This is a genomic window from Marinifilum flexuosum (genome assembly GCF_003610555.1).
Classification (GTDB): domain Bacteria; phylum Bacteroidota; class Bacteroidia; order Bacteroidales; family Marinifilaceae; genus Marinifilum; species Marinifilum flexuosum.
This window is the reverse complement of sequence record NZ_RAPQ01000009.1, coordinates 789,813-802,625: the sequence shown is the minus strand read 5'-3', so window position 1 is coordinate 802,625 and position 12,813 is coordinate 789,813. Positions and strand designations below refer to the sequence as shown.

Here is a 12,813-nt window from a genome sequence, read left to right as displayed (position 1 = left end):
AAAAAGATGTTTACATGAAATTAAGGTGCAACGCACCGATATATACCAAAGCTCGTTATCCTAGAACAAATTATAGGAGGAACAAACAATATCATTCATAAATATTCAGGTACTTACCATATTCATGCAATCAAGTAAATCAAGCAACAGAGTTGCGTAATATTTATAGAAAAGAATCTTTATAAGAAATTAGGTGCAGCGCACCGATATATACTAAAGCTCGTTATCCTAGAACAAATTATAGGAGGAACAAACAATATCGTTCATAAATATTCAGGTACTCCGTACCAGATTCATGCAATCATGTAAATCAAGCAACAGAGTTGCATAATATTTATAGAGAAAAAATGTTTATAAGAAATTAGGTGCAGAGCACCGATATATACCAAAGCTCTTTATCCCAAAGCAAATCATAGGAGGAACAAACAATATTATTCTGAAAGAGTTTAAAATATCAATTTCCATTTATGATAATCAATGATAGAATTATTAAATTTAGGATTTTGTTACATGTAAAAAAGAAAGTAACATTTAGGATTCTCCAAGATTTTAAATGGTTTGTTTCATAATGTATTTATAAATTAATGTATGGTTAAAAACTATAGAGAAGGTGTAATGCCAAATAGATTTCTAATCCTATTTGAGGTGATTTTTACAATTTTGATAGCATACATTATTGATCAATATTGGATTTTAGCATTTGTTGTGTTGTTTTTTTTCTCACCAAGAAAGATTGATTTAATTAAATTAGAAAACGAGAAAAAAGTGATTGTTCATTACATTTTTAGATGGATGAAAAAAAGAGAAGTTTCTAGATCAAATGTACCAATTGATGTGAAAAATATTCTCGTAATAACTTATTATTCAAATATTCGTTACTCTAGTGGCAGAAGTTCTATACCTTCTTATAAAAGAATTATTTCTTATTGTAAGGTGTACTTTTTTATGAAGGACAAAACAATAGTTGAGACAAACATCGAAAAAATTAAAAAATACGAAGATGCAATCTTGATAGCTCAATATCTATCTGATGAGTTAAAATTGCCATTGTATGAAAAAGAAGAAGAACACATAGATCTGTATAAAATTGATAAGGAGATTTATGAAAAAACAGGAAAAGATGCTTGGAATAGATTGAATTTTTGAAAATTAATGAATTCAAAATTACTTCTCTAGACGTTGTGCCAACGTATGCCACAACCTCACAAAATAAAGGAAAATAAAAAAGCCCACGCTCACGGAAGCTTGAGTATGGGCCTTTCGAGTAATATACTTAGAAGTATAATCTTTAATATCTTATCTTAAGTGATCTACTACCTTCATAATTGGCTGAAGAACTGATTCTCCTAGTAAAATACTACGGTCTGGTGACCAACCACATTCAGGTTCTGGTAAATCATTATTGTCCTTAAATGGCATTTCGATTGTCAAAGATAAACATTTAAATCGTTCCCCAATGTGTTTTGAGCAGATTGCTAGGTTTCCTTTGCCAGGTTCGTTCTTAGGATAGCCGTGAGTGTCTTGAAAATCAGGACAGGTAGCCATCCAAGTGTCGATGAAATTTTCTGTTAAATTTTTTAATCTTTCATCAAATGAAGGAATTCCTTCAATACCAGAAATAAAGTTGTAAGGCAATGCTTCATCTCCATGAATGTCTAGGTTCAAATCGCAACCATACTCATCCATTAGGTTACGAACATGGAATACTTCTGGACTGTCTTCGATGCTAGGCTCTGCCCACTCGCGGTTGTAGTTGAATCCTTTGGTGTTTACACGAAGGTTACCGGCAATACTACCGTCGATATTCATGTTAGGAACAATGTAGAAAACAGCTTTGTTTAGCAATGTTCTGGCAACAGGATCATCTTCATCTAATAGTTTGCCCAATAAGCCTTGCATGAACCATTCTGCCATACTTTCACCAGGATGCTGACGAGCAATAACCCAAATCTTCTTTTTGTTTTCATCAGGCTCACCAACAATTAGCATATCGATGTCTTTGCCTTCAACGGTTTTACCAATTGATACCAATTCACATTCCTGCGACATTTGAGCATTGTGAACCAAATCCAAATGCTGCTCATAAGTGTAAGGAGCGAAGTAAGCATAGTAAACCGAGTTGAATTCTGGTGTATGCTCAATGCTTAACTCTTTGCCATCGAAAAAGGTTGGAACTCTAAACCAGTACTCACGATCGTAAGAAGCAACCGCATAATACTCCTGGTATCCTTCAGGATAAGAAGCTTCGCTTGCATTCTGAATGGTCATTTTTACAGCTTGTTCCTGCATTCCTGTTAAGCGGAAATGGAACCACTGGAAGTGTTCTGAGTTTGTATCGTTTGGAATTCGCAATTGAATGTTTTGTGGATCAAGAGCTTCAATCACCTCTATTTTACCACTATCGAAATTCGATGAAATGTTCATGTGTGTAAGTTTAAAATTGTGTGATTCAAATATAACAATTATCAATTAGCAGTGAACAATGAGCAATTAACAATTATCAGTGAACAATTAACAATTAACAATTAACAATGAGCAGTAAACAGAGAACTGTATCTAAATGAAGTATAAAGGTGATTTACATGCTATCAAAGATGGCATTGTTCGTACTCCGAACTTTAAATCATAGTACAAAAACAGAAGAATTCATCGAAGTTGTGTTCTTTTCTCCTTGAGGAGAAAGATAGAATGAGGTGGTTTAACCTGGAAATGAAGTATCAAGATGATTTACATGATACTAAAGATAAGTTGTTAGAATTATAACTTCTCCCAATTGTGTATTTAAGGTGTGAAATGTAGATCCAAGGCAATGCTTTGGGTTTACCACTATTGTATGTTTGGGGTAGAGACAGCATTAAGGTTGTTTTTACGAAATGCCATAAAAAGATCTAACAATAGAAACTTTTAAAATGATTCATTTTTCTTTTATTTTTGCGAACTTAGCATGTATAATCAAACCCTAAGCAATGATAAATTTTTTGCGATTGAATAACATTCGTTCTAAAACATTAAGAATATTCCTGATTTCAGTAATGTTGATCTTGATAGTGGCAGGAGTCATTCTCTTTAATCTTTATACCAGAATCTTCTCCTCAAATATAGACTTAAAAGGAGAGCCAACTGCGTATTTGTATATCCCGAGTTCAGCAAATCAAGAACAGGTAATTGCTTTATTGGAAGAGCAGGAGTGGTTGAAAAATTCCAACTCTTTGAAATGGGTGATGGACAAGAAGAATTTTTCACATCACATTCATGCTGGTCGATTTTTGATTAAGGATAAAATGAGCAATAACGACTTGGTAAATTTGCTAAGATCAGGAGTGCAGGTGCCTATTCAGTTGACCTTTAATAACACCAGAACCCTTGAGGATTTTGCCGGGAAAATTGCCAGGCAAATAGAAGCTGATTCCGTTAGCTTGTTGACCGCTTTGCGCGATGAGAAGCTGATTGCAAAATATGGCTTTAAACCGGAAACCGTAATTGGTATGTTTATTCCTAATACTTACCAGTTATACTGGAATACCAATAGTCGTGCTTTTATGGACAGGATGTATAAAGAGTATTCAAGATTCTGGAATGCCGATAGATTAAAGAAGGCTGAAAAGATTGGGTTATCGCCTGTAGAAGTCAGTACTTTGGCTTCCATTGTTGATGAGGAAACCATTAAGAGCGATGAGAAAGCCCGCGTAGCTGGGGTTTACATGAATCGATTGAATCGTAGAATAAAGCTGGATGCCGATCCGACGTTGAAATTTGCTTTGGGCAATTTTAGCATCAAAAGAGTACTGAACAAGCACAAAAGAATAGATTCTCCTTACAATACCTACAAGTACAGAGGATTGCCTCCGGGACCAATCCGTCAAGCTTCCATTTCGGGATTAAATGCGGTGCTGAACTACGAAAAGCACAGGTATATTTATTTCTGTGCCAACCCTGATTTTTCGGGTTATCATGTTTTTGCACGCACACTCCGCGAACACAATCGCAACGCCCGAAAATATCAGAATGAGTTGAATCGAAGAAGGATTATGAAGTAGAGGAATAAATAAAGTCTACAAGTCAAGGGGTGACTAATTTGCATCTTGTACATAGTCACCCCCTGACTTATAAAAAGGACTAATGAAGTATCGTACTTTGCGTTCTTTTCGTGAAGCCTTTATATTGCATTTACTTTCATCTCCAACTTCATATATGGAAAATAAAATCTACAAGTCAAGGGGTGACTAATTTACATCTTGTACATAGTCACCCCCTGACTTATAAAATAAAAGATCTTAGCGCTCTTTGCGTGAACCCTTTATATGGCATTAACCTCCATCTCCAGCTTCACACCAAATTTAAACATTACCGATTTGCGAATGTCATTGGCTAGCTTCAAAATGTCGTTGCCATTGGCATTGCCATAGTTTACCAATACCAAAGCCTGATCTTTGTGAACTCCCGCATCGCCAAAGCGTTTGCCTTTCCAATCGCATTGTTCAATTAACCAACCGGCAGCCAGTTTGGTTTCCGAATCATTTACTTCGTAGCTTGGCATGTTTTCGAATTGCGCTTTTAGTTTGTCGGCTTTCTCCTTATCCACAATCGGATTTTTGAAGAAACTACCAGCATTCCCCAACTCCTCAGGATCGGGCAACTTGCTTTCTCGGATTTTAATAATTGCCTTGCGAATGTTCTTCAGGTTGATTTCATCGTATGCTTCCAGTTCTTTGCTGATTGCACCGTACTGAAGTTTAAGATCAGATTTCTTTTTCAATCGGAACTGTACATGAGTAATGATGAAAAGATTCTTGTATTCGTTCTTGAAAACGGAATTACGGTAATCGAACTCACAGCGTGCATTGCTAAAAATCACAGCATCTTTGGATTCGATAGAGATGGCTTCCACATTCTCGATTACTTCTCTTACCTCAACACCATAAGCCCCGATGTTTTGTACTGGAGAAGCACCAATTTTACCTGGAATTAAGGATAGATTCTCGATGCCATATAGGTCATTGTTAACTGCCCATTCAACAAATTCATCCCACTCTTCGTTACAACCTACGCGCAACAAGACAGAGTCTTCATCTTCATCAAGAAGTTCAATGCCCGTGATGTTTGGATGAAGCACCAAGCCATCAAAATCTTCTGTAAAGAGAAGGTTGCTACCACCTCCTAAAATAATGTATTGGGTATCTATGATATCATTCTTCTTAAGGAAATCCTGTATTTCTGCTTCGGTTTCGAATTCGAAGAAATATTTGGCCTTTGCCTCAATGCCGAATGTATTGTGTTTTTTTAGAGAATAATTTTCTAATAGTTGTGCCATTTAAAAGCAATTAATAATTAGTAATTAATAATTAACAATGGGCAGAATTGTAAATTATATTATCGCTTGATGTTTTCTTGCTAAGAATGGTGGTTTATGCCAATTCTTGTTTTAAAAGATCCACAAAGCCTAGAATGTCTTCTTTGGTGGTATCAAAAGAACATAACCAACGTACTTCACCTGTATGTTCATCCCAAATCCAGAAGAAATATTCTTCCTGAAGTTTTTCAATTTTATCTTTAGGAATCAAGGCCCAAATCCCATTGGTCTGTACCTCTTGAGTAATGGTAACCTGTGGGATTTTTTCCACTTCATCTTTAAGAAGTTTGGCCATTGCATTGGCATGGCGAGCTGTCTTTAACCAAAGCTCATTGGTAAGCATTGCATCGAACTGCGCTCCGATGTATCTCATTTTTGAGCAAAGTTGCATGCTTTGTTTGCGAATGTATTTGGCATTCTTCGATAAGTCAGGATTAAAGAAGATCACTGCTTCACCAAGCATCATTCCGTTTTTGGTTCCTCCAAAACTTAGTACATCAATTCCTGCATTGGTAGTAATTTCTTTTGCATCAACATCCAAACTAACCACGGCATTTGCCAGTCGAGCACCATCCATATGTACATACATATCATGCTCGTGGGCCAAATCGCAAATGGCTTTCACCTCTTCAGGAGTGTAAACAGTTCCCAACTCGGTACATTGAGTAATCGAAATTACTTTTGGCTGAGAATGGTGTTCAAAACCAAAACCATGCAATTGAGGTTTGATTAACTCCGGAGTCAATTTTCCGTTTGGCGTATCGATAGGAATTACTTTACAGCCTGTGAATTTATCAGGAGCACCACACTCATCAACCTGAATGTGTGCAGTTGCCGGACAAAGAATAGAGTTGTAGGATTGCGTTAAAACCGATAAACCAATTACATTGGCTCCTGTGCCATTAAATGCAAAATAAACATCAATATTCTCACCGAATAAGTGTTTGAATTTCTCAATGGCCGATGCAGTATAGTGATCGCCACCATATGCCATTACATGTCCTTGGTTCGCTTCGTTTATTGCTTCTAAAACTTCAGGCAGAACACCAGAAAAGTTATCGCTTGCAAATCCTCTCTTGTTCATTTTGTTTGACTTTTAATTGAAAACGTAAAAGTAAGTTTTCTTATCAAGAACATCATTCAAAAAAGATAAAAAGTGGGACTAATTATTTAGAAGGTTTTTAATTTTATCAATGAGTAGTTTGCTTTTGTGAGACTGACTTTCCCCTTGATCCATAAATTGTATTTTGCCTTCTTTGTCTAGCAAGAATACATGGCACAATTTTTTGTTTTCTACTCCAAAGTAGGAGTAATAATCGGAAAGAGGCCCATAGTATGTCATCACATTTTTATGCATTGAGGGAACAATTCCTTTTCTCATTCCAGTATTAATGTAATTGGATATCCATGAATAAAAGTTGCTAATCATTGGAATTTCAATGAATCGGAATTCATCGTACATGCTGAACTCCTTCATAACTGGTTTGGTCCAGGTGTCGATTTGTGGTTGAGTTCCTCTTTTAAAAGCAACAATCAGTAAAGAAACTTTACCCTTGCAATGATCTGGCAAACTGATTTCCTTGGACGAAAGCAATTCTCCATTCATGGTAGGGAATTTATCTCCAATTTCAAGTTTCTTCACCGTTTGAGCACCCAGGTTTGAGCACAAAAAAGCAAAGAGGAATAAAGTTGATAATGTGAATTTTAGCATGAAATCGTTTTAGCTATAATAATCCTGTAATAGTTTCATGGTGTTGTTGAGGCATTTTTCATGATCTATTTTAGGATCATCTTTTAAATAGGTTTTAACTGCCTTAACCAGATTTATAATTAATTCATATTCGTTACTTTTCTTCAAGAAGTTTTCAGGTTTACCAATGTAATTCCCGGGACTATCTTCTACAATAGGAGCAATATTGACCCATTTTTTAGTAATTGTAAAAGTAATTTTTGCTTTTGGCTCGATATCAGAACTACCAAGAACAACATCTCCATCACGATTTAGTCTCCAAAAATAATCTTTGGTATTTTTAAGTAATTTTTCAAGCATAAAAAAAAGTTTTAAGAGATTCTACATAAAAATAGTTGAGACTTTTTTAATTTATAAAAATTATAGAACTTTTGCCCCTCAATTGGTATTTAATTTTTCAATAAATGATTCGAGATATTTCAAGCGGGAAGCTAATGATTGTGTCTGATTTGCATGGTAATGGCTATGATTTTAGACAAGTTTTGAAGACCTATCAGCAACTAAAGAAGAAAGGGAAGGCTGATTATTTGGTTTTTCTGGGTGATTTGATACATGCTTATCCTGGCAAACAGAAAGATGAATCGCTTGAAATGATCGAAGAGTTGATGGACTTAAAAGCCAATCAACCAGATAGTGATGTAATATGCCTGCTTGGGAACCATGAGTTTGTTCACATTTACCAGATTCCTTTGGCGAAAGGTCCTTTGGAGTTTACTTCCTGGTTCGAATATCGAATTCAAAAATGTAGAGAGGTGGTGATTGAATTCTTTATGAATATGCCGCTGATGTTGCGAACAAAGGGAGGAGTTTTAATCAATCATACGGGAGCTTCGAATCGTTATGGAGCAGATGAGAAATTCGATTTGAATTACTTGAAGAATTTCAATCATCGAGATGAATTTACCAAGCATATTGAGAACATTAAAAAGTATGATCCTCAAATTGGTTCGGAATTTATGCACACCGAAGAAGGAGATTATTTATGGGATATCTTAATGAATGGAAATGAGAAACAGTACAAAGAGGAGTATGATGTGATGGTGTCTCAAATGCTCGATTTACTGAGCGAGGATAGAAAAGAGAATCCCTTGAAAAGCTTGGTGGCGGGTCATATCGGTGTGGATTATGGGGCTGAAATGGTAGGGGAGAAACAGTTGAGGATTTGTTCAAGTGCAGGTTGTTTGCGCGATTTGGAGAAAAAAATCCTATTGATCTCAGCTGATAAGGAGTATAGCGATTCGGAAGCGCTTTTGAATCGATGCTTCGATTTGTTTTAAAAGAAAATCCCCATCTCAAAAAGAGGAGGGGATTCCAGTGGTGAGTTGTCTACCTTTCGATTTGGTATTATTCACCTTTTGCAATAAAGTGGATTGCAAGTCCTCCACCGGCTGCTAGCCAAGCAGTTAATTTATCTTCACTTGTTACTTCTTTTTCAGATATTTTTATGGAGTAAGGATTTGTTTTCCAATCGGCATTTTGCCCATCCTGATAGCTTACTGCCAGATATTTTTTACCTGCTTCCAGAAAGCTTAGTGGAATGGATACCTCTCTTGCAGTTTCATTGCTGATGCTACCCAAAAACCAATCGCTGCTATGTCGGTCCTTTCGTGCTATGGAGATGAATTCACCAGGACCTCCCTCCAGTGCAATGGATTTTTCCCAGTCCACAGGAACATCTTTTAGGAATTGAAAAGCAGGTTGATTTTTGTAATTCTCTATCAAATCGGCAGCCATTTGCACCGGGCTGTAGATTACCACATACAAGGCCAGCTGTTTGGCCAGTGTAGTATTTACCCTTTTGTCTCTAATGCCATACTTCTCGTAGGTTAGGCCGAAAATTCCCGGGGTAAAATCCATGGGACCAGCCAATAATCGGGTGAAAGGAAGTATGGTAGTGTGTGCCGGACTGTTGTTTACTGCTGACCATGGAGCATTGAACTCTTGTCCCAGGGCACCCTCTCTCGATAAAAAGTTTGGATAGGTACGGCGCAAACCTGTTGGTTTTACTGGCTCGTGTGCGATGATGCAGATCTCATGTTCGGCAGCTTTTTCCACTACTTTCTGGTAATGGTTCACCATCCATTGTCCCTGGTGATACTGCCCGTTTTTAATTGGACCCACATAACCGGTTTTGATATTTTTTACATTGTGCTTGCTATAGAATTGCAGGGCAGAATCGAGTTGAGATTCGTAGTTTTCCACATGACCAGAGGTTTCGTGATGGCCAATGATCTGTACCTTTTTCGATTTTCCATATTGAGAAAGCTGTGGCAGATCAAAATCGGGATATGTTTGGGTATAGGTCCATTCCCCAAATTTTTTCCAATCGGGATTCCAGCCTTCCACCAATACTCCTTCGAACTGGTTGGCCGCAGCAAAGTCGATAAGTTCTTTGGTGTTTTTGGTAGTGGCCCCATGTTGCGGACCTGTGAACCAGGTTTGCTGGCCCAGGTGCATGCCCCACCATATGCCCATGTATTTTATGGGTTTTATCCAGCTTGTGTTTGTTAATTTGTTAGGTTCATTCAGGTTGACAATGAGATGAGAATTGATTAGGTCTACTGCCTTTTCTCCAACCTGAATGCTTCGCCAAGGCGATTGCAAGGTTTTGTCGGCTTTTACCTTTATGCCGTCGGGCCAGGGAACCAAGTTGCATTCCAGTGAGAGCATTTTGTCTTTATTGCGCTTTAAAGTCATGGATGCATAGTCGACCAGGCCTGCTTCATGAATGCTCAGGTAGTAGCCCTTATCTGTCTTCATGGTGAAAGGAGTCTGTACCGAGTCTACTTCACTAACTTGTGAAGTTTGGTAAGCTTTCTCGTAGCTGTCGTAATCCACCGGAGTCCACCAGGATTGATGGTTTCCGGTAAGGTTGAACTCTGTAATTTCATCTACAAGGAAAAGGCTGTCTATTCCTTCCTGAGGAGGAATTTGATAGCGGAATCCCAGGCCATCATCAAACAAACGGAATTGGATTTTCATTTGCAGATGAGGAGCTTGAGTTTGTCGAAAGCTCAGGCACACATTGTTTGATTGCTCCTTAATGAATTGATCTTCTCCCCATACCGTTTCCCATAGGGTGTCGGTTTTACTGGTTTCAACAGCTTCAAGGGTGTAGTTGTTGGTTTGCTTTAGAATGTTTTGAAAGATCAGACCCAGGTGCGAGTTGTGGATCAGTGTATCGCGATTGGCGATCAACTTGTAGAAGGGCTGGCCTTCGTGTTGCCCTGCACTTACCATTAGTTTTTGATTGGGCGAAGTGAGAAGAACTTCCTGTTTGGGATGACATCCATATCCCAGAAATGCAAGTAAGATCAGGGAGGTGAGTAGTTGTTGTAGCTTCGGACTTTTCATGAAGGATTTTGTTTGAAATAAAACAGGGGGAATTGCTTCCCCCTTTGTCGATTTTTATTTCTCCGCGATGGGAGCAGTTTGGGTTAATGTGAATTGTGATTCTTGTACCTCTTGAGAGCTGGTCCCAATGAATACTTTGAAATCACCTTTTTCTACCCCATAGGACATGTCTTTTCTGTAGAAAGCCAGATCTTCAGCAGTAATGGTGAATTCTACTTCTACACTTTCTCCTTTCGGGATAAATACTTTTTTGAATCCTTTCAATTCTTTCACAGGGCGTGTTACACTACCAACCAAATCCTGGATGTATAGCTGAACAACCTCTTCACCGTCATATTTGCCAGTGTTGCTTACTTTCACTTTGGCAATAATCTGATCGTTGGCTCCCATTGTTGTTTTGTTAAGTTCCACAGCCGAATAGTCAAATGTGGTATAACTCAATCCGAAACCAAATGGATAAAGAGGAGTGTTCGGACAATCAAGATATTTGGAAGTAAACTTTTGGTTAGGATCCATAGGACGACCGGTGTGCTTCATGTTGTAATAGATTGGAATCTGGCCTACGTTTCTTGGGAAAGTAACCGTTAGTTTTGCTGAAGGATTGTAATCTCCGAACAAAACATCAGCTACAGCAGGACCTGCCTGAACACCAAGATGCCATGCTTCCACAATTGCCGGAACATTAGCAGCTTCCCAGTCGATGGTTAAAGGACGACCATTCATCATCACCATCACAACAGGTTTACCAGTTTTCACGATTTCCTTTACCAATTCAGGTTGAACACCAGGTAATTCAAGGTCGGTACGACTGGCAGCTTCACCACTCCAATCATGAGGTTCACCAACCATAAGCACAACAACATCAGCTTCCTTGGCAGTAGCTACCGCATTGTCGAATCCGCTACGGTCATCACCAAACAGTTTACACCCTTCGGCATATAAAATTTCAGTTTTTCTTGAAACCGCTTTTTCAATACCTTCCATTACAGTAACCGCTTTTTCCCATTTTCCGGCACCAGACCAGGTTCCTACCAAATCGCGTCTGTTCTTAACGTATGGTCCAATAAGAGCCAGTTTCTTGATGTTCTTGTCAAGAGGAAGAATTTGATCTTCGTTTTTCAACAGAACGATACTTCTCTTTGCCAATTCACGAGATGCCTTAATGAATTCAGGCTTCATTAAGGTTTTCTTCGCTCTTTTTACATCGCTGTATTTGTAAGGATCTTCGAATAATCCCAGGCGATATTTCATTTTCAGGATCTGACGAACGGCTTCGTTGATACGAGAAGTAAGAACTTTACCTTCTTCAACAGAAGTTGGTAAGTAGTCGTTGAAAATACCACTTTGCATGTCCATATCAACACCCGCATTAATGGCTACTTCACCAGCTTCTTTTTCGTCTTTCACATTACCATGTTCTGTCATTTCCATGATAGATGTGTAATCGGTTACCACGAATCCGTCGAAATGCCACTTCTTTCTTAATACATCATCAAGCAGGTATTCGTTACCCGTACATGGAGTTCCATCCAATTCATTGAAAGAGGTCATGAAAGTGGCTACACCAGCATTTAAAGCGGCCTTGAAAGGAGGCATGTAAGTGCCCCAAAGCTCACGGTTTGAAATGTCCACAGTGTGGTAATCGCGCCCTGCCTGCGCTACACCATAAGCAGCATAATGCTTGGCACAGGCCAGCATTGTGTTGGTTTTGCTTAGGTCATCGCCCTGGAATCCGTGAACACGTGCTTTGGCAATTTCACATCCCAGGAAGATATCTTCCCCGGCACCTTCAGCAATTCGTCCCCAACGAGGGTCGCGTGCAATATCTACCATAGGAGCAAAAGTCCAGTGTAAACCTTCCGAAGTGGCTTCGATAGCTGCAATTCGAGCACTCTTTTCAATCCATTCAAGATCCCATGAACAGGCTTCAGCCAATGGGATAGGAAAGGTTGTCCAGTGACCGTGAATCACGTCGTATCCGAAAAGCAAAGGAATACTTAAACGGGTATTCTCCATGTTTTCCTTTTGCAAGCGGTAGGTAAAGTCCGCGCTATAGGCATTAAAGATGGCGCCTACTTTTCCTTTTTTTACATCCTCAACGTAATTGTTGTTGGTGATTGGACCCGTAATATCCCAGCTACTTGAGAACAGGGTAAGCTGTCCCAGTTTTTCCTCCAGTGTCATCTTTTGTAAAAGAGAATCCACAAAGGCTTCCATTTTAGTTTCTCTCTCCCAGGGAGCCGGTTTTTTGTTGACCTTCGCTGAAAGGGTCAAGGCTCCACTCATCACTAATCCTACTAGAAGTAATAAAGATTTTAGTCGCATTTAATTAATAGTTTAATAAATTATTTCATGATTG

The 12,813-nt window shown here is 38.5% G+C and carries 10 protein-coding genes; 3 read left to right on the top strand and 7 right to left on the bottom strand.

Annotation, left to right across the window (positions count from 1 at the left end; genetic code table 11):
* The first annotated feature begins 588 nt into the window (after nt 1–588).
* A complete protein-coding gene (locus BXY64_RS13245; protein ID WP_120240460.1) occupies nt 589–1,146 on the top strand; it encodes a hypothetical protein in 558 nt (185 codons plus the stop codon).
* Nucleotides 1,147–1,296: 150 nt separating this feature from the next.
* On the opposite strand, the gene BXY64_RS13240 is transcribed toward BXY64_RS13245, so the two are convergent.
* Nucleotides 1,297–2,424, bottom strand: a complete 1,128-nt coding sequence (locus BXY64_RS13240; RefSeq protein ID WP_120240459.1) for a M14 family metallopeptidase — start codon at nt 2,422–2,424, stop codon at nt 1,297–1,299.
* Between the two features lie 542 nt (nt 2,425–2,966).
* Between BXY64_RS13240 and mltG the strand changes: the two genes are divergently transcribed.
* The gene (gene mltG, locus BXY64_RS13235) at nt 2,967–4,037 is read left to right on the top strand and encodes an endolytic transglycosylase MltG (RefSeq protein WP_120240458.1); all 1,071 of its coding nucleotides are present in this window, start codon (nt 2,967–2,969) and stop codon (nt 4,035–4,037) included.
* Nucleotides 4,038–4,297: 260 nt separating this feature from the next.
* Here the strand turns inward: mltG and murB are convergent, their stop codons facing one another.
* The 4 genes from murB to BXY64_RS13215 all read right to left on the bottom strand — a co-directional run bounded on the left by murB (nt 4,298) and on the right by BXY64_RS13215 (nt 7,400).
* Nucleotides 4,298–5,311, bottom strand: a complete 1,014-nt coding sequence (murB, locus tag BXY64_RS13230; protein WP_120240457.1) for a UDP-N-acetylmuramate dehydrogenase — start codon at nt 5,309–5,311, stop codon at nt 4,298–4,300.
* A gap of 94 nt (nt 5,312–5,405) precedes the next feature.
* The gene (locus tag BXY64_RS13225) at nt 5,406–6,434 is read right to left on the bottom strand and encodes a threonine aldolase family protein (RefSeq protein ID WP_120240456.1); all 1,029 of its coding nucleotides are present in this window, start codon (nt 6,432–6,434) and stop codon (nt 5,406–5,408) included.
* A gap of 78 nt (nt 6,435–6,512) precedes the next feature.
* The gene (locus BXY64_RS13220; RefSeq protein ID WP_120240455.1) at nt 6,513–7,061 is read right to left on the bottom strand and encodes a hypothetical protein; all 549 of its coding nucleotides are present in this window, start codon (nt 7,059–7,061) and stop codon (nt 6,513–6,515) included.
* Nucleotides 7,062–7,070: 9 nt separating this feature from the next.
* The gene (locus tag BXY64_RS13215) at nt 7,071–7,400 is read right to left on the bottom strand and encodes a hypothetical protein (protein WP_120240454.1); all 330 of its coding nucleotides are present in this window, start codon (nt 7,398–7,400) and stop codon (nt 7,071–7,073) included.
* A 104-nt stretch (nt 7,401–7,504) separates the two neighbouring features.
* Between BXY64_RS13215 and BXY64_RS13210 the strand changes: the two genes are divergently transcribed.
* Nucleotides 7,505–8,377: a metallophosphoesterase gene (locus tag BXY64_RS13210; protein WP_120240453.1), complete on the top strand. Its 873-nt coding sequence runs from the start codon at nt 7,505–7,507 to the stop codon at nt 8,375–8,377.
* Nucleotides 8,378–8,444: 67 nt separating this feature from the next.
* Here BXY64_RS13210 and BXY64_RS13205 read toward each other — a convergent pair whose 3' ends face one another.
* Nucleotides 8,445–10,454: a glycoside hydrolase family 97 protein gene (locus BXY64_RS13205; RefSeq protein ID WP_120240452.1), complete on the bottom strand. Its 2,010-nt coding sequence runs from the start codon at nt 10,452–10,454 to the stop codon at nt 8,445–8,447.
* Nucleotides 10,455–10,508: 54 nt separating this feature from the next.
* Nucleotides 10,509–12,779 (bottom strand): glycoside hydrolase family 3 N-terminal domain-containing protein, encoded by a 2,271-nt coding sequence (locus BXY64_RS13200; protein WP_120240451.1) that lies wholly within the window; start codon nt 12,777–12,779, stop codon nt 10,509–10,511.
* Nucleotides 12,780–12,813 lie beyond the last annotated feature (34 nt).